At 58.5% G+C, this 21,165-nt stretch carries 22 protein-coding genes, 1 tRNA gene and 1 pseudogene; 15 read left to right on the forward strand and 9 right to left on the reverse strand.

Features of this window, described 5'->3' with window-relative positions:
* The first annotated feature begins 195 nt into the window (after positions 1-195).
* The 8 genes from AC1RMF_RS19615 (at position 196) to AC1RMF_RS19650 (ending at position 6,809) form a co-directional block, all read left to right on the forward strand.
* Positions 196-579, forward strand: coding sequence for a hypothetical protein (locus AC1RMF_RS19615; protein WP_493143699.1), 384 nt, complete (start codon positions 196-198; stop codon positions 577-579).
* A gap of 46 nt (positions 580-625) precedes the next feature.
* Positions 626-1,153 (forward strand): cell division protein FtsI, encoded by a 528-nt coding sequence (locus tag AC1RMF_RS19620; RefSeq protein ID WP_342616528.1) that lies wholly within the window; start codon positions 626-628, stop codon positions 1,151-1,153.
* Positions 1,154-1,192: 39 nt separating this feature from the next.
* Positions 1,193-1,933, forward strand: a complete 741-nt coding sequence (locus tag AC1RMF_RS19625) for a flagellar basal body L-ring protein FlgH (RefSeq protein ID WP_342616527.1) — start codon at positions 1,193-1,195, stop codon at positions 1,931-1,933.
* A 16-nt stretch (positions 1,934-1,949) separates the two neighbouring features.
* On the forward strand, positions 1,950-2,573 hold the full coding sequence (locus tag AC1RMF_RS19630; RefSeq protein WP_493143701.1) for a chalcone isomerase family protein: 624 nt from the start codon (positions 1,950-1,952) through the stop codon (positions 2,571-2,573).
* 196 nt (positions 2,574-2,769) lie between these two features.
* Positions 2,770-3,540: a response regulator gene (locus AC1RMF_RS19635; protein WP_493143703.1), complete on the forward strand. Its 771-nt coding sequence runs from the start codon at positions 2,770-2,772 to the stop codon at positions 3,538-3,540.
* Positions 3,541-3,622: 82 nt separating this feature from the next.
* The gene (gene gmk / locus AC1RMF_RS19640; protein ID WP_493143705.1) at positions 3,623-4,243 is read left to right on the forward strand and encodes a guanylate kinase; all 621 of its coding nucleotides are present in this window, start codon (positions 3,623-3,625) and stop codon (positions 4,241-4,243) included.
* A 15-nt stretch (positions 4,244-4,258) separates the two neighbouring features.
* Complete coding sequence (rpoZ, locus tag AC1RMF_RS19645; RefSeq protein WP_342616523.1) at positions 4,259-4,462, forward strand: DNA-directed RNA polymerase subunit omega; 204 nt, start codon at positions 4,259-4,261, stop codon at positions 4,460-4,462.
* Between the two features lie 100 nt (positions 4,463-4,562).
* Positions 4,563-6,809: a RelA/SpoT family protein gene (locus tag AC1RMF_RS19650; RefSeq protein WP_493143707.1), complete on the forward strand. Its 2,247-nt coding sequence runs from the start codon at positions 4,563-4,565 to the stop codon at positions 6,807-6,809.
* A 13-nt stretch (positions 6,810-6,822) separates the two neighbouring features.
* On the opposite strand, the gene greB is transcribed toward AC1RMF_RS19650, so the two are convergent.
* Positions 6,823-7,380: a transcription elongation factor GreB gene (gene greB / locus AC1RMF_RS19655; RefSeq protein WP_493143709.1), complete on the reverse strand. Its 558-nt coding sequence runs from the start codon at positions 7,378-7,380 to the stop codon at positions 6,823-6,825.
* A 212-nt stretch (positions 7,381-7,592) separates the two neighbouring features.
* Here greB and AC1RMF_RS19660 point away from each other — a divergent pair, with 212 nt between their 5' ends.
* Positions 7,593-8,858 (forward strand): nitronate monooxygenase, encoded by a 1,266-nt coding sequence (locus AC1RMF_RS19660; RefSeq protein ID WP_493143711.1) that lies wholly within the window; start codon positions 7,593-7,595, stop codon positions 8,856-8,858.
* Here the strand turns inward: AC1RMF_RS19660 and yihG are convergent.
* Complete coding sequence (yihG, locus tag AC1RMF_RS19665; protein WP_493143712.1) at positions 8,855-9,754, reverse strand: 1-acylglycerol-3-phosphate O-acyltransferase, YihG family; 900 nt, start codon at positions 9,752-9,754, stop codon at positions 8,855-8,857. The genes AC1RMF_RS19660 and yihG overlap by 4 nt on opposite strands.
* Before the next feature lie 242 nt (positions 9,755-9,996).
* Here yihG and AC1RMF_RS19670 point away from each other — a divergent pair, with 242 nt between their 5' ends.
* Complete coding sequence (locus tag AC1RMF_RS19670) at positions 9,997-11,598, forward strand: methyl-accepting chemotaxis protein (protein ID WP_493143714.1); 1,602 nt, start codon at positions 9,997-9,999, stop codon at positions 11,596-11,598.
* Here AC1RMF_RS19670 and AC1RMF_RS19675 read toward each other — a convergent pair.
* Positions 11,575-12,240, reverse strand: a complete 666-nt coding sequence (locus tag AC1RMF_RS19675; protein ID WP_342616517.1) for a VIT1/CCC1 transporter family protein — start codon at positions 12,238-12,240, stop codon at positions 11,575-11,577. The genes AC1RMF_RS19670 and AC1RMF_RS19675 overlap by 24 nt on opposite strands.
* 159 nt (positions 12,241-12,399) lie before the next feature.
* On the reverse strand, positions 12,400-13,443 hold the full coding sequence (locus tag AC1RMF_RS19680) for a helix-turn-helix domain-containing protein (RefSeq protein WP_493143716.1): 1,044 nt from the start codon (positions 13,441-13,443) through the stop codon (positions 12,400-12,402).
* Between the two features lie 140 nt (positions 13,444-13,583).
* On the opposite strand from AC1RMF_RS19680, the gene AC1RMF_RS19685 reads away from it, so the two are divergent.
* Entirely contained in the window at positions 13,584-14,351 is a 768-nt protein-coding gene (locus AC1RMF_RS19685; RefSeq protein ID WP_493143718.1) for an SDR family NAD(P)-dependent oxidoreductase, read from the forward strand.
* A 30-nt stretch (positions 14,352-14,381) separates the two neighbouring features.
* Positions 14,382-15,917, forward strand: coding sequence for an amino acid permease (locus tag AC1RMF_RS19690; RefSeq protein ID WP_493143719.1), 1,536 nt, complete (start codon positions 14,382-14,384; stop codon positions 15,915-15,917).
* Between the two features lie 90 nt (positions 15,918-16,007).
* Here AC1RMF_RS19690 and AC1RMF_RS19695 read toward each other — a convergent pair whose 3' ends face one another.
* The 3 genes from AC1RMF_RS19695 to AC1RMF_RS19705 all read right to left on the reverse strand — a co-directional run bounded on the left by AC1RMF_RS19695 (position 16,008) and on the right by AC1RMF_RS19705 (position 16,978).
* Positions 16,008-16,385, reverse strand: coding sequence for a hypothetical protein (locus AC1RMF_RS19695; protein WP_493143721.1), 378 nt, complete (start codon positions 16,383-16,385; stop codon positions 16,008-16,010).
* A gap of 150 nt (positions 16,386-16,535) precedes the next feature.
* Positions 16,536-16,712 carry a hypothetical protein gene (locus AC1RMF_RS19700; RefSeq protein ID WP_493143723.1) on the reverse strand — a complete coding sequence of 59 codons (177 nt, stop codon included), beginning with the start codon at positions 16,710-16,712 and terminating at the stop codon, positions 16,536-16,538.
* 189 nt (positions 16,713-16,901) lie between these two features.
* Positions 16,902-16,978 (reverse strand) — tRNA-Arg (locus AC1RMF_RS19705).
* Between the two features lie 86 nt (positions 16,979-17,064).
* Between AC1RMF_RS19705 and dmeF the strand changes: the two genes are divergently transcribed.
* The 3 genes from dmeF to AC1RMF_RS19720 all read left to right on the forward strand — a co-directional run bounded on the left by dmeF (position 17,065) and on the right by AC1RMF_RS19720 (position 19,607).
* Positions 17,065-18,036: a CDF family Co(II)/Ni(II) efflux transporter DmeF gene (gene dmeF, locus AC1RMF_RS19710; protein WP_493143724.1), complete on the forward strand. Its 972-nt coding sequence runs from the start codon at positions 17,065-17,067 to the stop codon at positions 18,034-18,036.
* A gap of 42 nt (positions 18,037-18,078) precedes the next feature.
* Positions 18,079-19,233 (forward strand): MFS transporter, encoded by a 1,155-nt coding sequence (locus AC1RMF_RS19715; protein ID WP_342621104.1) that lies wholly within the window; start codon positions 18,079-18,081, stop codon positions 19,231-19,233.
* 167 nt (positions 19,234-19,400) lie between these two features.
* Positions 19,401-19,607, forward strand: coding sequence for a CsbD family protein (locus tag AC1RMF_RS19720; RefSeq protein WP_493143725.1), 207 nt, complete (start codon positions 19,401-19,403; stop codon positions 19,605-19,607).
* A 57-nt stretch (positions 19,608-19,664) separates the two neighbouring features.
* Here the strand turns inward: AC1RMF_RS19720 and AC1RMF_RS19725 are convergent, their stop codons facing one another.
* Both AC1RMF_RS19725 and AC1RMF_RS19730 read right to left on the reverse strand, forming a co-directional pair.
* Positions 19,665-20,039 (reverse strand): hypothetical protein, encoded by a 375-nt coding sequence (locus AC1RMF_RS19725; RefSeq protein ID WP_342616509.1) that lies wholly within the window; start codon positions 20,037-20,039, stop codon positions 19,665-19,667.
* Between the two features lie 332 nt (positions 20,040-20,371).
* Positions 20,372-21,165: pseudogene (locus tag AC1RMF_RS19730) on the reverse strand (hypothetical protein); the annotation flags it as partial.

Here is a 21,165-nt window from a genome sequence, read left to right on the forward strand (position 1 = left end):
GTATCGACACTATTTCTGTTTTTCACCCTAACGAGTTCAATATTTCGGCATTGAAAATATATATATCGAGCGCGTTTAGAAATCGGCTTTTGTGACTTTCTATTGGCGGCGCTTTCCTGGTTTGATGGCGATATTGGCCTGAAGGCATCTATCTACTATTCATACATCCATTAACCACCTTTCCAGGAGAATAGTATGAGCAGCATCAGTTCCGTTTCATCCCTCACAACGGTTCCTTCCAGCATCGCAACCACCGCCAGGACTGCAGCGTCCGACGTAGCAAATGCTTCCACCACGGCAGCGGACACTGCCGCCGACACGAGTAGTTCCATCGTCAAGTTCAGCGAAGAAAGCATGGCCAAGCTGGGGAACTCCATCAGCAGCGCCGCCACTTCGGTCAAGGACACGGTGGAAGAAGGTGTGCAGTACGTGGAAGACGGCGTGTCCAAGGCTGCGACTTCAGTCAGCGACGCGTTTTCGTCCATGGGCAAATCCATCAGCAATGCAGCCAGCAGCACAGCCGCCTACCTTGGCATGGGCTCTTCAGACACCGCGAGCGGCATCAACGAGAAGGTTTGAGCAGCCAGAAGGAGTCTCCCCACCAACCGGATTACCTGGCCAAACCATGTACAAGATATTCGCCTTGTCCGCGCTTTGCATCAGCCAGACCGCGTGCTCCATCATCAGTCCCATACCCACTTGGGAACTGATCAAGGCGGCCGGGTCGGCAAGCAGCACTGCGATCATGAGTCGGCCGGGTGAGGCAAAAAACACGGTGTATCACTACCACGCGCCCTTCTCGGAGCTTTGTATTGAATACAACCCTCAGACGCAGGTCGCCGACATAGTGCCAGCCCTTCAGTCGGCACTTCGCCATCTCAACATCGAGAGTCGTCTGTACGAGACGTCCACGGTGACAACCAAGTGCAGCATCTGGCTGAAGTACAGCGCGCTGGTTGAATGGGGAACGCCTCCATCCAGCGATGACTTCAGACCGTACATCAGCAACGCGGCCCTCACATTGCAGACGTCGGCCGGAATGGTCCTGTCGAGCAGCAACTACATCCTGGACTCCAGCTTCTTAACCAGTAAATGGGCGACCACCCAGGACAAATTGGGGCCTGTAGTCACCGCGCTCATCACTGGTTTTTGAAACATGAACGCCCACCTCCCACCACAGCGAAAGAATCCCATGCATCCGTACATTCCAATCCTTTTCCAGGCCATCGCAAGAATTTGCCATGAGCCCGTCCACGTTCTGGTCACGGCACTGGTCTGCACGGGCTTTCTGGCAGGTTGCGCCGATGCACCGGTGTCCATCGTGCAGGGGCCATTGACCGCTGCGCCCTTGCCCCCACCGGCCAATATCGAGCGCGTGAATACGGGATCCTTGTTTGTCAAGGGAACGTCGGGCGCCCTGTTTTCTGGCAGGCGCAAACCGCACAATGTGGGCGACACGCTGAAAGTGGACATCTTGGAAAGCTACAGCGCAAACAGCAGCGTCAACACCGACTCAGGGCGTGAAAGCTCGCTGAAGTCCATAGGGCCAGGGGGTTCCAACTCACCTTCCAGTCTGCTGCAAGGGCTGCTGAACCAGAACATCACAGCGTCGGGTAACAGCTCCTTCAAGGGCAGCGGAACCGACAAGAGCAGCAGCAGTTTCACTGGGCAGCTGGCGGCCTCCGTCGTTCGCGTGCTGAGCAACGGGAATCTGGTAGTGGCTGGCGAGCGCAGCATTGCGCTCAATGGCGGCATCAGCACCATGCGTTTCTCCGGCATTGTGGATCCAATGGACCTCAACGACAGCAACATCGTTGCATCCAGCGACGTAGTCAATGCCCGCCTCGAAGTGGTCGCGCAAGGAGATGCCTCGGAGAGTTCCAAGCGCACCTGGCTACAGCGCGTGATGAACAGCAATCTGTCGGTCTGGTGAAAGGTGGGCTGCTACCATGATGCACACCCTGCTTACCCCACCTTTGCGCATCCTGGCCCTTGTGTTGGCATGCAATGCCACTTGCACATCCGCCATGGCCGATACCGACCCGGATACTGCCATACTGAACGAAACGGCACAGGTTGCCGGAAAGCACCTTCGGCTCAACGGAGCGGGTATCAGCTTCCACCTGTTCTTCAAGGTCTATGCCATGGGCCTGTATCTGCTGGATCACCGAAGTACCGTGGAAGACGTGCTGGCTTCCAACGGCCCACGGCGTCTGTTCATCGCATTGTTGCGCGATGTCAGTGGCGGCGATTTTGAAGAGAGAGTCCTACGCTCCATATCCGGCGAAGGCAACACCACGCCCGCAGAAATTGCAGCACGCATGCTGCAACTAGCCAAGACCATCAGCGCCCAGCCCCAGGGTTTGCGCAAGGGCGACACGCTGACGCTGGACTGGGTCCCTGGAACCGGCACAGTCATTGAGCTGAACAGGAGGCGATTGACGGACCCTGTACCCGATATTGCGTTCTACAACGCCCTGCTCAACATATGGCTGGGCGACAAACCGACCGACCCCGCCCTCAAGGCCAAGCTGCTGGGCGGCCCAATGCCCATGCGCACGGTAATGAACTGACCTGTGCAGACGGTTTGTCAATGCATGCTTGCGCGCAGGCTCGGGAAATTTGTCACCACTTTGTATCAATGCATCCCAAAAGAAACCTGTGTGCAAAGCGATGGTAAAGACAGAGCGCGCCAGCAATGTGAATGCGTGAATCAGGCGCAATCCATCTTCTAATGGCGCCTTCAAAACCGACAGATTCCCGCAGCCAATGCACGCACGTAGACAGATATTGATTGTCGATGACGACACTGAAATCACCGCCTTGCTGGCCGATTTTCTGGTTCGCTATGGCTACACAGCCCATGTGGCAAATGACGGCGTGGAAATGTTCCGGCAGTTGGGCGCGCATGCCATCGACCTGATAGTGCTGGACGCCATGCTGCCCGGCGCCGACGGCATGTCCCTGGTCCGCGACATGCGGCGACATTCCCGCATCCCCATCATCATGCTCACCGCGCGCAGCAGCGCATATGACCGCATTCTGGGACTGGAAAGCGGTGCGGATGACTACATGGGAAAGCCGTTCGAACCCCGCGAACTGGTGTCACGCATCCAGTCCGTACTGCGCCGCAGTTTCGTTGCCAAGGAAACGCCCGCCGCCTCTGTTGGCAACAGCGTCATCTGCTTTGACGGTTGGGAGCTGCATTGCGACAACCGCTGCCTGTATTCGCCGGATGGATTGGTTGTGGCGCTGTCCGAGGCGGAATTCCGCCTCATGTGCACCTTTCTCCACAATCCACAGCAGCTTTTCCAGCGCGCTCAGCTGTTGAAGCTGGCGCGTGAAGGGTCCACCGACACGATTGGCCGCAGCATTGATTTGCTTGTTTCGCGCCTGCGCCAAAAGCTTGCCTGCATGCCCGACGGCCAGAACATGATCAAGACCGTGCGTGGCGGCGGCTATATGTTCAACGTGCGCTCCGTGCTGGACCGGACGCAAAGCCGCCAGCACCAACGGATTGCAGGACTGAGCGGTCACTGAAGCGGTATTGGAGGGCTAATCCCGCGCCTTGGGTGCAGAACATAGAATAGGCAGACTTTTTTGCCAATTCACACGCCCAACCATGGACTACCCAGGAAACCTCTTTGTCGTCGCGGCTCCCAGCGGGGCTGGCAAGTCCAGTCTGGTCAAGGCGTTGCTGGAACTGGATTCGCATGTGCAGCCATCGGTGTCCCACACCACGCGCCCGCCGCGCGGCCAGGAAAAGCACGGTCGCGAGTACTTCTTTGTGTCCAACAGCGAGTTCGACGCCATGGTGGCGGCAGACGCGTTCGTGGAATGGGCCCATGTGCACAGCCAGCGCTACGGAACTTCCAAGAAGGCGATTGAAGAACGCATGGCCCAGGGTGCAGACGTGATTCTGGAGATCGACTTCCAGGGCGCACTGCAGATCAAGAAGATCTTCTCCAACGCGGTGTGCATCTTCATCCTGCCGCCCAGTTGGGAAGAACTGCGCTCACGCCTGGAACGCCGCGGCGAAGACGCACCTGAGGTGATCGAACTACGCATGAAAAACGCCCAGGCCGAGGTGGCTCAGGTGGATAAATTTGACTTCGTTATAATCAACGAGTTGTTTGACCGTGCGCTCTTCGATCTGAAAGCCATAGTCCACTCGCAACGGCTCAAGTTTTCGGCACAGCGTCGTGCCCGGGCCGAAACATTCAAAGCGTTGCAAATTCCGTAGTCTTTTGGAGAAATCATGGCCCGTATTACCGTTGAAGATTGCCTGGAAAAGATCCCCAATCGCTTTCAGCTCGTGTTGGCAGCCACCTATCGCGCCCGCATGCTCAGCCAAGGCCACACCGCCAAGATCGAGAGCAAGAACAAGCCTGGCGTGACCGCTTTGCGCGAAATCGCCGCTGGCAAGATCGGCATCGAGATGCTCAAGAAGGTACCTCTCTGATTCATTGCCTCGGCACCGAGGAAAACACCGCTTGCGGTGTTTTTTTTCGTCCTTAGTCTTCCACTTCACACTTTTATTGACCCTGCGCTACATTTAGAGCATGGGTAACGCCACAACCACTCCAATACCGGTCAACGCGGCAGTCGCCAACGCGGCCTCCGCCAGCTTTGCCGGCCTCACCGCCAAGCTGGACTACCTGTCTGCCAGCGACGTGGAGCAGGTGCGCGCGGCCTACCGTTTTGCAGACCAGGCCCACCTGGGCCAGCTACGCAACAGCGGCGAGCCTTACATCACCCACCCGATTGCCGTGGCGGCGCAGTGCGCGGAATGGAAACTCGACGCCCAGGCCCTGATGGCCGCCTTGCTGCATGACGCGCTGGAAGATTGCGGCGTCACCAAGATCGAGCTGATTGAGCGCTTCGGTTCTCCCGTGGCCGAGCTGGTGGACGGTCTGACCAAGCTGGACAAGCTGCAGTTCAACACGCGCGAGGAAAACCAGGCCGAATCCTTCCGCAAGATGCTGCTGGCCATGGCGCGCGACGTGCGCGTCATCCTGATCAAGCTGGCTGACCGCTCCCACAACATGCGCACGCTGTCGGACAGCCCGCGCTCCAAATGGGGACGCATTGCCTCCGAAACACTGGACATTTACGCGCCGATTGCCCACCGCCTGGGGCTGAACAACACCTACCGGGAGCTGCAGGACCTGTCCTTCAAGCACCTGAGGCCCTGGCGCTATGCGATTCTCACCAAGGCCGTCACCAAGGCCCGCAGCCGCAGGCGCGACCTGATCCAGAAAGTGCAAAAGGACGTAGAGGCCGTGTTTGCCGGAGCGAACATGCCGGTGCGCATCGCCGGGCGTGAAAAATCCCTCTTCTCCATCTACAAGAAGATGCAGAACAAGCACCTGAGCTTTGCCCAGGTGACCGACATCTACGGTCTGCGCATCCTGGTGCCCACGGTGATCGACTGTTACAAGGCACTGGGACTGCTGCACCAGCTCTACAAGCCGGTTCCTGGCCGCTTCAAGGACCACATCGCCATTGCCAAGCTCAACGGCTACCAATCGCTGCACACTACCTTGGTGGGCCCGGCGGGCATCAACGTCGAGTTCCAGATGCGTACCGAGGCCATGCACATCGTGGCCGAGTCCGGCGTGGCAGCGCATTGGCTGTACAAGGCCAGCCACCCCGATGCGTCGAGTGACCGGCTGGGAAGCCAGTGGCTGCAAAGCCTGCTCGACATCCAGGACGAAACCCGTGACGCCGCCGAATTCTGGGACCACGTCAAGGTGGATCTGTTCCCCGACGCTGTGTACGTGTTTACCCCGAAGTCGCAGATTCTGGCGCTGCCGCGCGGCGCCACCGTGGTCGACTTTGCCTATGCCATCCACAGCAACGTGGGGGACCGCACGGTGGCAGCCCGCATCAACGGCGAACAGGTCCCGCTGCGTACCGAGCTGAAAAACGGGGATGTGGTGGAGGTGGTCACCGCACAGATATCCGCGCCCAACCCGAACTGGCTAGACTTTGTGCGCACCGGACGGGCACGCTCCAAGATACGCCACCACCTCAAGACCATGGAGCAGACCGAGTCGGAGAGCCTGGGAGAGCGCTTGTTGCAACAGGCTCTGCGCGCCGAGGGGTTTGACACCTTCACCGGAGATCAAGCCGACTTTGCAGCGATCTGGGACAAACTGCTGCGCTTTACCGGCAACAAGACACGCAACGAACTGTTGACCGACATCGGTCTGGGCAAACGCATTGCCAATATCGTGGCCAAGCGCCTGGTGCACCTGCTGACAGAAGCGGGGCACAAGCCCGATGCCCTGCTGCTGACGCGCGAGCGCTTTACTGCGCACGAATCGGGTGCCGCGGCCGGCATCGTTCTGGACGGCAGCGAGAGCGCCTCGGTTCAGTTTGCCAAGTGTTGCATGCCCATTCCGGGCGACAAGATCGTGGGCTACCTGGGACGCGGCGAGGGGCTGGTGGTACACACACAAGATTGCCAGGTGGCGCGCAGGCTGCGCCACAAGGACGCGGAGCGTTTCATTGGTGTGGAATGGTCGGAGGAACCGGTGCGCTCCTTCAAGACCAGCATCACCGTCACCGGCAGCAACAGCAAAGGCATGCTGGCCAAGATGGCAACCGCGCTGGCTGCGGCCGAGGCGGACATCATTGATATCGACATGGGACAGGAAGGCGGCCAGGAGGCCAGGCAGTTGCGCTTCCTGGTATCCGTTCGCGACACCGCCCACCTGGAAGTGGCACTGCGCAATTTGCGCCATACCCCCAGCGTGCTCAAGGCGGAGCGCAGCGGTGCTGCCGGCAACGCGGAGCCAAGCTAAGCGCGCACTGTCATTACCTGGCTGGCGCGGGGTATTCGACCGCGATGACCTCGATATCGCCCACACGGTCCGGCATGACCAGCTTGAGTTCATCCCCGATGCGCGCCTTGAGCAAGGTTCGCGCAATAGGTGAAATCCAGCTGACCTCGCCTTTGGAGCTGTCCGCCTCATCGATTCCGATGATGCGCACCGTACGCTCCTGGCCTGTCTCGTCCGCGTAGGTCACAGTTGCACCAAAGAATATCTGCTCGTTCCCGTGGTGCACCGTGGGGTCCGTCACCTCGGCAATTTCCAGCCGCTTGGTCAGAAAGCGGATGCGCCGGTCTATTTCCCTCAGGCGCTTCTTGCCGTACAGGTAGTCCCCGTTTTCCGAGCGGTCGCCGTTACTGGCCGCCCAATGCACCACTTCAACGACTTTGGGGCGCTCGTTGTCGATCAGATCCAGCAGTTCCGCGCGCAAAACTGAATACCCCTGCGGCGTGATGTAGTTCTTGCCCCCCACCGGCAAGGAAGGCAATTGCAGTTCGTCATCGTCCGCATCATCGGACTCTTTGGTAAAGGCCTTGCTCATGGATTCGCGGTCTGCACGTCCTGTGAAAAGGCCAGACTGTACCAGCGCGCGCACGAGAAAGCATGATGATCAAAGGGTTGAAACCGCGGCCATAGAATGAATTCTTGACGCGGCGCACAAAGATGCTGCGCGCGCTGGAAGATAATCAAGGGCTGCCGCCATGCGGCAAATGCACCTTTGAACAGTACTAAATGACCCCGAACGGGATGGCAATGAAACGACTTGATGATTTTCGGCTGCGTTTTGGCAACAAGGAATTGGTGCCAATCATGATTGGCGGCATGGGGGTGGACATTTCCACTGCTGAGCTGGCCTTGGAAGCCGCGCGGCTGGGAGGCATAGGCCATATCTCCGACGCCATGGTGCAGGACGTGTCGGACCGGCGCTTTGACACTTCTTTCGTCAAAGAGAAGACCAAGCTCTTCAAACACAACATCGACAACTCCGACAAGAGCGTGGTGCAGTTCGACCTGGGCCGCTTGGCCGAGGCCACCCGCTTGCACGTGGGCAAGACCATGCAGGCCAAAGAAGGCCCCGGGATGATTTTCATCAACTGCATGGAAAAGCTGACCATGAACGGCCCCAAGGAGACGCTGCAAGTGCGGCTGAACTCCGCCCTGGACGCTGGCATTGACGGCATCACCCTCAGCGCCGGCCTGCATCTGGGTTCCTTTGCACTGATGGCCGACCATCCACGCTTTCGCGAAGCCAAGCTAGGCATCATCGTGTCTTCGGTGCGCGCGCTGCAGCTTTTCCTGCGCAAGACTTCACGCCTGAACCGCCTTCCGGACTTCATCATCATCGAGGGGCCGCTTGCCGGCGGGCACCTGGGGTTTGGCATGGACTGGGCCCAATACGATCTGGGCACCATCCTGGTGGAAATCAAGCAGTATCTGGATTCGGAAAAACTGGATATCCCACTGGTGGCCGCCGGCGGCATCTTCACCGGCAGCGATGCTGTCCGCTTCCTGGAAATGGGCGCTTCGGCCGTGCAAGTTGCCACGCGCTTCACCGTCGCCAAGGAATGCGGCCTTCCATCCAAGGTCAAGCAGGAGTACTTTCGCGCCAGCGAAGAAGACATCATCGTCAACACCATCTCGCCTACCGGCTACCCGATGCGCATGCTCAAGAACACGCCAGCCATCGGCTCGGGCATTCGTCCCAATTGCGAGGCCTACGGCTATCTGCTGGACGGAAATGGCAGCTGCTCCTACATCGTGGCCTACAACGAGCAGATCGCCCAACATCCGGATGGCAAGAACATCTCGGTGATGGACAAGACCTGCCTGTGCACCCATATGCGCAACTACAACTGCTGGACCTGCGGCAGCACCACCAATCGCCTCAAGGACACTACGCGCAAGCTGCCCGATGGCACCTACATGGAGCTCACGGCTGAGCACATCTTCCGCGACTACCAGTTCAGCGTGGATGACAAGATTGCGTTGCCTGAGATGCCAGAGGCGGTCAAGGCCTAAGCAGCACGCTGCAGCATGTCCTGCAGCGTTGCATCCTTCTGCTTCCAGATATCGTCCAGCCAGCGATGGAACGACTTGCGCAAGGCCCGGTCGTTCTCATAGTCACCGGTGCAGAACTCCAGTGGGATATCCAGCTGCTGCACATGCAGCATGACGCGCGGCGATTGGCCGCACAGGTACTGCCAGAAGGTGGGAATGCCGTCCGGGTACGCAATGGTGGCATCTACCAAAGAGTGGAACTGCGCACCCATGGCGTTGAGCGCCATCGCCATGGCTCCGGCTTTGGGCTTGAGCAGGTGCTGGTAGGGTGAGGCCTGGGTCTGGTGCTTTTCTGCGGTAAAGCGGGTTCCCTCCACAAAGTTCATGACCGACGTCGGCACCTTGGCAAACTTCGCACAGGCCTTGCGGGCGGCATCGCGGTCGTCATTGCGCAAATCGGGGTTCTTGCGCAGGGCGGCGCGGGAGTGGCGCTTCATGAAGGGGAAGTCCAGTGCCCACCAGGCCAGACCGATGACCGGTACGTAGATCAGCTCGGCCTTGAGGAAAAACTTCAGCACCGGGATGCGACCATTGAGCGCATCCTGCAGCACAAAGATGTCGACCCAGGACTGATGGTTGCAGTTCACCAGGTACCAGTCGTTGTAGCGCAAGGACTGCACGCCCTCCACACTCCAGTCGGTCCTGTGGGCAAAACGCATCCACAGGCTGTTGCATTTGGTCCAGGCCGAGGCCGTTGCATTGATCAGAGGGTCCAGACGCTTGAGGACACCTTCGAACGGCAGGCAGAACTTGACTAGCGCCAGGGCGAACAGCAGCAGGCACCAAAACAATGTATTGACCGCCAGCACCAAAAATGACAGCGCGCCACGCACAAATGGCGGCAGAAAACCCAACATGAGCAAACCCAATCCAAACAAGCAAGCGCCCCAGGCGGGGGCGGAGTTATCGGATTGTCGCAAAGATTGCGCCAGATACTGCGGGCAACGGCATTCCAAGCAAAACTGATGCAAATCAATTGTGGGCCGATTAGTTTCCTCACTGTGGACGAATCGCATAGCATCCATCCGTCCAGCTTACCCAGGGATGGCGGCTCTTGCGCCGTTGGGGGGTTGGGCCTTTCAACTATCTCCGGGTTGCCATGAACACTTTCGCCAAACAATGGTCGCAGCTGGGTCTGCAATCGAAGCTCCAGATCCTTATTCAAGGGTTCGTGTTGCTGATGTTGCTGGCCACCCAGCTATGGATTTCCAACCAGATTGAAAACCGTTCCCTGCGCGCCGCCGAAGAACGCATTGCCACCGTGGCGGACGGCGTCATCAATGCCCTCACCACCCTGATGTCCGCCAAGGTAGGCGAGCACGACGTGATAGACGACCCCAAGGTACGTGAGATGTTCATCCGCAAGATGGGCGAGTCCGAGGGTCTCAAGGAACTGCGGGTCATTCGTGGCAAAGGCGTGATTGACGAATTCGGGGAAGGTTTGCCCAATCAGAAGCCGGTTGACGACCTGGACCGCGAGGTGCTTGCCAATGGCAAACCCGTCTACCGCATCAGCAGCAACCAGGGTGATGAAACCTTGCGCGCCGTCATTCCCTACATCGCCAAGAAGAACTTCCGGGGCTCCAAATGCCTGGAGTGCCACGGTGTGGACGAAGGTGCAGTGCTGGGAGCCATCAGCGTCACTGCAGACATTCAATCGGACAAGGAGAGCATTCGTCGCATCAACCAGTGGCTGTGGCTGGGCCAGGCACTGGTGCAGATCGCACTGTTCTTTGTCATCCGCATCATCGTGCGCCACCAGCTCAGCGCACTGGGCGCCGAGCCTTCGCAAGCCACGCTGCTGGCCAGGCGCGTGGCTGAGGGGGACTTGTGCACTCCCATCCAGGTCAAGCCCAAAGACACCCAGAGCATGATGGCCCAGCTCGGCCACATGCAAAGCAGCCTGTCTGGCATCGTGGCGCGGGTGCGCAGCGGCTCGGAAGGCGTTGCCGTGGCCAGCCGGGAGATTGCTGAGGGCAACAATGACTTGTCTGCACGCACCGAACAACAGGCAGCCGCACTGGAGCAAACAGCCTCGTCGATGGAGCAGCTGGGTGCCACCGTGCGACAGAACGCCGACCATGCGCGGGAAGCCAACCAACTGGCACTGGACGCTACACAGGTGGCAGAGAAAGGTGGCCAGGTGGTAGCCGAAGTGGTATCCACCATGCGTGGCATCAACGCCTCATCGCACCAGATATCAGCCATCATCAGCGTCATCGACAGCATTGCTTTTCAGACCAATATCCTGGCTCTGAATGCTGCAGTGGAAGCTGCGCGCGCCGGTGAGCAGGGGCGCGGCTTTGCCGTAGTGGCCACCGAAGTGCGTTCACTGGCCGGCCGCAGTGCCACTGCCGCCAAGGAGATCAAGGACCTGATCCAGACCAGCCTGGAAAAGGTGGAGCTGGGTTCCACCCTCGTGGACAACGCGGGTGCCACGATGAACGCCGTGGTGGATGCCATCAAGCGGGTGTCCGACATCATGGCCTCCATCACCACCGCCAGCAACGAACAAGCCAATGGGGTGGCTCAGGTCGGTCAGGCCATTTCCCAAATGGACGAGGCTACTCAGCAGAATGCGGCGCTGGTGGAAGAAATGGCCGCTGCAGCCAGCAGCCTGAACAACCTGGCGCAGGAACTGGTGCAAACCGTGGCGGTTTTCAAGCTGGCAGGTGATTCAGGCCGTCACGCCGAACAGTGAGCCCACCCCGGCAGTCACCGCGATGGCAAGCGCACCCCAGAACGTGACGCGCACCACACTGATGAAGGGGCTGACCGCACCGATACGCGCAGCGATGGCGCCCATGCAGGCCAGAAATGCCAGCGCGGTGCAGGCGATCCACAGAACCAGGGCGTCCCTGGGGGCGACTACTGCCACCAGCAACGGCAAGGCAGCGCCCACCGCAAAACTGGCCGCTGAAGCAAGGGCCGCCTGAACCGGTCGCGCGGACACGATCTGCGTGATGCCCAGTTCGTCTCGCGCATGCGCGCCCAGTGCATCGTGCTGCATCAGTTGCCGAGCCACCTGCGAAGCAAGCGAGGCTTCTACGCCGCGAGCAATGTAGATGTTTTCCAGCTCCTTCAACTCAGCCACCGGGTCAGTCTGCAACTCAGAGCGTTCCCGCGCAAGGTCCGCCTGTTCGGTATCCGCCTGCGAATGGACCGACACATATTCACCGGCTGCCATCGACATGGCACCCGCCACCAGGCCGGCCACGCCCGACAACACGATGTTCTGCATGGATGCATGTGCCGCGGCAACACCGACCATCAGGCTGGCCGTGGACACGATGCCATCATTGGCCCCCAGCACCGCGGCGCGCAGCCAACCGATGCGGTCCATACGGTGTTGCTCCGTATGGACCGCCACAGTGCGTCGCCTGGTTGTTCTAGGGTGCAATGGTTTCCTTTGCGTGCTCGCGTTCCCAGTAATTGGGACGATCATAGTGCTGGAACAACTCCTGCTCCTGCAGGTGGTTCAGCTCGTACGAAAGTTACGCCATCAATTCAGCCAGCCGCCTGGCGGCCGGACAGCCACGCTTGTCGAAGATGGTTCCATTGCAGACACACCTCTGCGACGTCGGAAGGTTTCGGAAGGAAGTTCACCAAACAAGGAGCGATATTCCGTCGCAAAGTGGCCGAAGTGCCAGAAACCGAATCGTGTTGCAGCCTCGGTTACCGACTGTGCATCACCCAGCACGCGGCGCACACGGTTGAGCCGCTCCACCCGCAGGTAGCTGGCGGGATTGATACCCAGCGCGTCCTGGAACGCGTACTGCAGATTGCGCCGGCTGACGTCCAATGCTGCGACCAGCTCAGCCACTGAAAGCGGGCAATCCCGCGACGTCTGTTCGATGTGTGAGCGGGCCGCCTGCGCCAGGCGCCAGCTGCGCGGCGGGTTGCACTCTGGTGCGCCTGCAATATGTGCATCGACTTCCAGCAGGTCCGACAGCGCATACACCAACGACTTCTCAAATGCCTGGCGTACCGCCGCGTTGTGCAGCAGATTGGGGGAAGCGGCTACTGCTTCCAGCATCGTGCGCAAAGTGTTCCGCGTTGCTTCCATGCGCTGCGCAGGAAGGTCCAGCACGGTCGACTGGTTCCCCAATCGCGCGGCAATGCGATCCAGACTCCTGCGCAGGGCCGGGTTGGCAAAGCGCCGCGGATAAAACTCGATATCCACCACCAGATGCCGCTCGGGCGACAAGAATTCAAAGCCGCTGTTGCCCGAAAAAATATGCAGTCCATTGACATGGCTGACGTGTCCGCACAGGCGCGCGTGTCCATGCAACTGCAGCGGCACACCGATTGCAATGCAATCGGGTGACAACGCACCACGCTGTAGCACCGCACGGTTGAGCCGCTCCACAATGACTCGCACGGCACCCGTATCGATCTCGGTCACGCTGCCTTCAAAGTGGCCTGCCGACAACTGGCAGTACGACTGGTTCCAGGCCTGCAGCATGGCCGCTTGTTGGTGCGTATCGTTGCACTGGAAGGTCTGGAAATGCCCCGGATTGGGCTGGGGTGCAAGGTTGGTAGTCAAGGCGGCTCCAGTCTGTCGGGAACATTGAATTCGGGCCCGGGCAATTAAGCAATTTTTTTGCCAATCCGGGATAGTGCGGAAAACCCGCTATTCCTAAACTGCGTTCAACACATCGGTTCACCCCTCTGAGGAACGTATACATGGCAGGCAGATTGGCGGGCAAGGTCGCCCTTATTTCAGGAGGCGCTACAGGCGCTGGCGGCGCAGCATCGTTGCTGTTTGCAGCAGAAGGCGCACGCGTTGCGGTAATGGACATCAACGCGCCCGCTGGCGAAGCGGTGGTGGCCCAGATCCTGCAAGCAGGCGGAGAGGCTGCATTTTTTCACGCGGACGTATCGCAGCGTGAGCAAGTGGAGCAGGCCGTGGCGGGCGCACAGGCGCACTTCGGCCCCATCTCTGTGCTGTTCAACCATGCGGGCACCATTATTGTGAAACCCTTTCTGGACACCACCGATGAAGACTACGACCGGCTCATGGACATCAACGTCAAGAGCATGTTCATGGTGACGCGCGCAGTGTTGCCGCAGATGCTGGCTACCGGCAAAGGCAGCATTGTCTGCACGGCGTCCATTTCATCTGTGGCAGCCACTCCGCTGGAAGTGCTGTATTGCATGACCAAGGGAGCCTGCGCCATGCTGGCGCGCGCCGTGGCAGTGGAATACCGGGACCGCGGCATCCGCTGCAATGCGGTGTGTCCGGGCTTCATAGATACGCCCCACGGGCAACGCGAAATCAAGGCGCTGGCGGAGCACGGCTTTGACGCCACCGTGGACGCTCTCTCCGTTCAGCAAGGCCGCCTGTGCCAACCCGAAGAAGTTGCCAAGGCTGCACTGTTCCTTGCCAGTGACGATGCGAGCTTCGTCAACGGCGCCCATCTCTTCGTCGATAACTGCTTTACCGCAGCTTAATTTTTTCCACACTTGCAGAAAGGCTTGTCAATGAATACTCACGCTGCCACAACCCTGGACCCGGACGTCAAACTCCTTCATGAGATGGGCTATGCGCAGGAGCTCTCGCGGCGCATGGGCCGCTTCTCCAACTTTGCGGTTTCGTTCTCGCTGATCTGCATTCTCTCGGGCGGTATCACTTCGTTCCAGATGGGTCTGTCCGCCGCTGGTGGCGCATCCATCGGGCTTGGCTGGCCCCTGGGTGGTTTGTTTGCCATGATTGTTGCGGCCTCCATGGCGCAGATCGCATCGGCCTACCCCACTGCGGGCGGCCTGTATCACTGGGGCTCCATTCTGGGCGGCAAGGGCTGGGGCTGGCTAACCGCCTGGTTCAACCTGCTGGGTCTGGTGTTTGTGGTGGCGGCGATCAACTTCGGCACCTATGACCCGTTCTTCAAGACCTTGATCGCGCCTATGTTTGGTGTGGCACCGGAATCGTTGGGTTGGATGCACCAGACCCTGTTCCTGACCGTGATCACGGGCCTGCAGGCACTGCTCAATCACCGCTTTGTCAAGATTGCCAGCCGCATCACTGACCTGTCGGGCTATCTGATTTTTGTGGTGACAGTGGTTCTAGTGGTATCGCTGATTGCCTATGCACCTGGCAAGCTCGACTTCAGCCGTCTGTTCACTTTCACCAACCTCACCGGCACCGAAGGCAGTGCCTGGCCGCAGCAGACACTGGTGATGGCCTTTCTCTCTGGCCTGCTGCTGACTGCCTACACCATCACCGGTTTTGACGCCTCGGCCCACACTGCCGAAGAAACCCATGAAGCCGCCAAGAACGTGCCCAAGGGCATCATCAGCTCGGTGCTGTGGTCGGTACTGTTCGGCTACGTAATGGTGTGCAGCTTTGTGCTGGTGATGCCCGATATCACTGCGGGCATGAGGATGGGCACTGGATTCTTTGAAGCCATTCTTGCCCCCATCCCCACGCCGCTGCGCGTCACCATCGAGGTGTTGATGTTCTTCATCAACTTCGTATGTGGTCTGGCTGCAGTGACCTCCTGCTCTCGCATGATGTATGCCTTCGCCCGTGACGGTGGCCTGCCCGGCTCGCGTCTGCTCAGGCAAGTGCACCATGTGCAACGCACTCCGGGCGCTGCCATCTGGGTCACCGCCATTCTGGCCATCTCCATCACGCTGTATGGCGATGCTTTCACCGTGCTCAGCGCTGGCTCTGCCGTGTTCCTGTTCATCTCCTATGCCATGCCCATCGCCGCAGGTTTCCTGGTGGAAGGAAAGGGCTGGACCAAAAAAGGCCCATTCACCCTGGGCGTGTGGTCCAAGCCGTTTGCCCTGTTCGGGACTGTTGGCGCACTGGTGTTGGCCTATGTGGGCATGCAACCCCCCAACGAAAAAGTGGCCTACGTGACGGTAGCACTCATCGTGCTGCTGAACCTCATCTGGTTCGTCTTTGGCGTGCGCAAGACCTTTGCCGGCCCACCCATTGGCAAACGCATTGCGGAACGCCAATCGCACATGCAAGAAATCGAATCCGAATTCGTGGAACCTGCTGCGCAATAAGTTGACCTAGGTGGCGCCAAGAAAGTGGGGCCACCTTTCTGAGTCCGTTTTCAAACTCCCCGCATCGCGGGAGTCTGCTTGCCAGCGCAATCAAATGAGCACAGATACGATAGCGGCTGTTGTGAGCGCCGCTGACGCCCAGCGCCCGTAGGTGAAGCTGTCATTGGGGAGAGCTGCCGACTCCGCCGTCGGACGATCCAAGCCCAGTGCTCCGTAGGCGAATTTCTTGATATCGGACGGCGCGTCAGTATTCGCAGTGCCGGCTGTTTCCGCATTCAGTTTGTTTTGCGCCTCTTCGCTGATCGTGACCTGATCACCCACAGCGACCGGCTGAGGGCTTGCCTTGGCAGCCACAGCCGCAGACCTCTTGTCACCAATCGCTGCCCAAGCGCTGGGGCGATCCGCTGCCCCTGCGACAAGGCTTGGATTTCCGGAGGAGCCAATGCTGGAAGCGTTGTGAATGTCCATAGCGTTTGGATAGGTGTAAAGGATACGAACTTCCATCCATCTTTAACATCGGCATTCCATTGAGCCGACTTAAACAAAACAGGAAGAACAAGGCATCGCTTCAGAACACCTTGCCTTGGCTCAGTCAATCACACCCGCCAAGTAGCAGACCTATGCCTTGGTGTTCAACATCTGCCCGAGGGGCTGGCCCATCGTGTTGGTTACAGGCTTGGGTTCCGAATTGCTGAAAGGTAATTTGCTTTCGGCAGCCTTTGCCGCTGGCACGTTGGAACCCAAGGGAACAATGGGTTTGACAGGTGCCGCACTTCCTACCGAATTGATGGCCATGATGACTTCCCTACCAAGATATGAGGTACGAAGAGTCTGGCGGATATACCTTTTTGGGCTTGCGCCAAAAAGAGGTTAAAAATCCTCGCTTTTCACGGCTTAGCGATGAACGCAGTGGTGCAGGACCAAGCTTCGTCACGCTTCGGAAACGAAAAACCCCTCAAGCATTGCTGCTTGAGGGGCATCGTTTGGTGCGGCTGGCAGGAATTGAACCCACGACCCCTTGGTTCGTAGCCAAGTACTCTATCCAACTGAGCTACAGCCGCTAAGCCTCGAAGTATAGCACAAGATTTCCGGCTTTTAAGCCTTGCAAAACCCTCGGGTGGCACAATGGTCCACAAAGGACGCCTTTATGCAAAGTACTGACCTCTCCCTGTGGATGCACGACCACGTGTTTGACCAGACCAATCCGCTGGCCGAACGCAGCACCCGGCTGGTGATGTGGATCACCGCTGCCATGATGGTGATCGAGATCGGCGCGGGCTGGTGGTACAACTCCATGGCCCTGCTGGCGGATGGCTGGCACATGAGTTCCCACGCCATCGCCATTGGCCTGAGTGCGTTCGCCTACTCTGCAGCGCGGCGCTATGCACGGGACAACCGCTTTGCCTTCGGCACCTGGAAGATTGAGGTGCTGGGCGGTTTTGCCAGTGCCATTTTCCTGATGGGCGTGGCGCTGCTGATGATCGTAGGCTCGGTGGAGCGTATTTTGTCGCCCCAGCCCATTCAGTACCGTGAAGCCATAGCCATTGCCGTGCTGGGCTTGCTGGTCAACATCGTCTGCGCACTCATCCTGGGCAAGGCGCACCATCACGATCACTCTCACCACACTCACGATCTTCACCAAGACCACGCGCATGAGCACGGCGGATCGCATGACCTGAACCTCAAGTCCGCCTACATTCACGTCATTGCCGACGCAGCCACTTCGGTATTGGCCATTGCCGCACTCATTGGCGGCTGGGTACTGGGCTGGTCGTGGCTGGACCCGGTCATGGGGCTTCTGGGCGCGGTACTGGTAGCCGTATGGGCCAAGGGCTTGTTGGCAGAGACTGCAAAGGTGCTGCTGGACCGTGAAATGGACCACCCCGTGGTGCAGGAAATACGCGAAGTGGTGGAACTGGCCGAAGACGCGCAGGCACAGACACGCATTACCGACCTGCATGTCTGGCGCGTAGGCAAAAGCGTTTATGCCTGTGCTGTAAGCGTGGTCACCCAGGACCCAGACCTCACGCCCAGCCATATCCGGGAGCGTCTGGCTGTGCACGAAGAAATCGTGCATGCCACCATTGAAGTGCTTCGTTACCCACCAACCGCTGCCTGAGTCACCACTGTGGCTGCAGGCAAAACCAGCATACTGAAGCAGATGCCCGCGGGCATCTGGGTGCTGGGCGGCGTGAGCATGCTCATGGACATCTCGTCCGAGATGATTCACAGCCTGTTGCCACTATTCATGGTGACCGTGCTGGGCACTTCGACACTGACCGTCGGGCTGATTGAAGGCCTGGCCGAGAGCACAGCACTCATCGTCAAGGTGTTCTCCGGCGTCATCAGCGACTACCTTGGCAAACGCAAGGCGCTGGCCGTTGCCGGCTATGCGCTGGGGGCGCTCACCAAACCGCTATTTGCCATGGCGTCCTCTACCGGCATCGTGATTACCGCACGATTGCTGGACCGCGTTGGCAAAGGGATAAGGGGCGCCCCACGTGATGCCCTGGTGGCCGATATCGCGCCTGCCCAGCTGCGCGGCGCTGCGTTTGGCTTGCGCCAGGCGCTGGACACTGTGGGCGCGTTCATGGGACCGCTTCTTGCCGTGGGTCTGATGCTCCTCTGGGCCAACGACTTTCGCGCAGTGTTCTGGGTTGCCGTGATACCCGGCCTGATGGCAGTTGCCCTGCTCTGCCTAGGCATTCGTGAACCGGTTTCGTCCAACCACGGTCAACGCAGCAATCCTGTTTCTACCGTCAATCTGAGGCGTCTAAGCAGTGCCTATTGGTGGACCGTAGGCATTGGGTTTGCGTTCACGTTGGCACGCTTCAGTGAAGCGTTCCTGGTGCTGCGCGCTCAGCAATCCGGTATTGCCATAGCCTGGATTCCGCTGGTCATGGTGGCCATGAACGTGGTGTACGCGGCATGCGCCTATCCCTTCGGAAAATTGTCTGACCGGCTGAACCACAACCTATTGCTGGCTGCAGGCCTGCTGGTGATGGTTGGCGCAGACTTGGTGTTGGCCTGGAGTACCCATTGGTTTGCACTGGCTGCAGGTATCGCTCTCTGGGGGATTCACATGGCCATCACCCAGGGACTGCTCGCTACCATGGTGGCCGATACCGCGCCAGCCGACTTGCGTGGCACGGCCTTCGGCTTTTTCAACCTGCTCAGCGGTATCGCCATGTTGATAGCGAGTACGCTAGCCGGCTGGCTATGGGATACCTATGGTGCAGCTTTCACGTTCTACGGCAGTGCCGCGCTATGCGGGCTGGCACTGATGGCCTTGCTGGCCAAACCACAGAGCCACTGAGAACTTTGGAGCGTCAGGTCCGCGCGGCACGCCGGTTACGACGCCGGCGCCCGATTGCTGCGGCTTATGTGTGACTGCGCACGGAAGGATGGTCTTGCAAACCCTAGCATGACCCCTGTGATGCCCAGGCACACACAGCACTCCCATTCACTTTCAAGAAAGCCAGTATGAACAAGGAACAGATCAAAGGTAGCGCCAAGGACCTCACAGGCAAGGTGCAGGAAGCCGCCGGCAAGGCACTCGACAACAAGGAGATGCAAGCCAATGGTTTGCAGAAACAGATCGTTGGCAACGCGGAAAAGGCCATCGGAAACGCCAAAGAAGGAGTCAAGGACCTCACAGATGCGGTGAAACACGCCAGCAAGCGACCTTAAACACAGCGTGCGCCTTCATCCCAAGGCGCCGTAAGCGCCTTCTTTCTCACGCGCCGATCAGGAGCTACTTGCAGAGGACTCCATCTCTGCGGTGGCCCTCTGCGACGCACCCTCAGTGATCTGTCGGTGCTTTCGGATGGACACCTTGGTGGCCACGACGGGGGCAGGCTGCATGGCAGAGTGAGGCCCGCTTGCGGCAAATCGCCCTCCTTCCCCATACGCATAGTCAATCGCCCGCCGCACCCTGCCACCGTCCAGCTCCTGAACCACGGAGCCGTTGACGCGAAAGTAGACGCCACTGGCATCGGTAGCCAACAGCCCATACTCCTGACCCAAGCGCACGATCCCGATCACGTGGAACTCCTTGGGCGCCGTCACATAGGCCTTGAGACTGGATACACCCAGAATGACCCGCATTTGGTTGAAATTCATGCCACCCACCTTGCTTTTGGCGCCTTTCACGGATTGATGCGCGCACCTTCCGGTTTTAAATGCACCAGCCATGGCGGTCTGTTCTATATGTCACATATGGCGCACATAGGTCAAAATCGAAAAAGCTCGCAACCTTGAAGTAGCAAGCTTTTCATTGTTGTGGCGAAAGTTCCAGCCAATGCCTGCTCCGTTTCAGTTGGCTCCAGGCTTGGCTGTTGAACCAGAACTCGATTTGAGCCAATTGGAACAGCGGCACAACCAATATACATCGAATCCGGCCAGTGCCCAATACCACGCCGTAGCTGCAAATAAGGCACAAGAGTCAAAAACGACTAATTCCCAACAAAATGGTTTGTCGAACCGTTTGAAAACTGTATATCTAAAGACAATGGGGTTAATGCACCATTGGCTGCGACCCTATATCTATCCTGCTCAGTGGAAGTAAGTACATTGCTGCTGTTGTAAGTCTTGTCAATTAAATTCACGATGGCCGTCGTCGATGTGTCAGGTTCAACTACGTACGTTTCATCGACATGCCCAGCGCTGGTAACCTTTGTACTATCCGTATAGAGATTTATTCTTCCCACAACTACAACGTCTCCAACCTTGGCGGCATTTGAAATGACCGGTGCCGTTGCATAAACCGCGTAACTACCACCTTGTATTGAATATCCTAGTGGCAAATAGTTTGAGTCATAGTATTGAATTGAAGTTGCCACCGTTGACGACGGCGTGCAATTTGTAAAGGTTAGCGTGCTTACAGATGTTCCTGAATTAGCTGCACTACCTTCAAATGTTGTTGCGGTCGTTGCCGCACCTCGCGTTAACGTAAGCGAGCCCGAGCAACTTCCGCTTATTGAAAAGGTTTTCGTATAACCTGCACTTGCAAGGTTGGCATAACCTGACTGCAAATTAAATGTGTTAGTTGAGGCAACTGGTCCCGTTGCTGCAGATGTCCCGCCACCGCCACCGCCGCCGCCACATGCGGCAACCAATGTGGCAGCAACAAACGCGGCCACAGTGCCAATCAAATTTTTCATGATATTTGCCTTTGTTTGAACTAATTGAACGTGAACATCTGGCAACTTGCCTCTTCGGATGTACGTTTCAATATCAGGGTAAAGCC

Source organism: Rhodoferax sp. GW822-FHT04A08 (assembly GCF_058801025.1).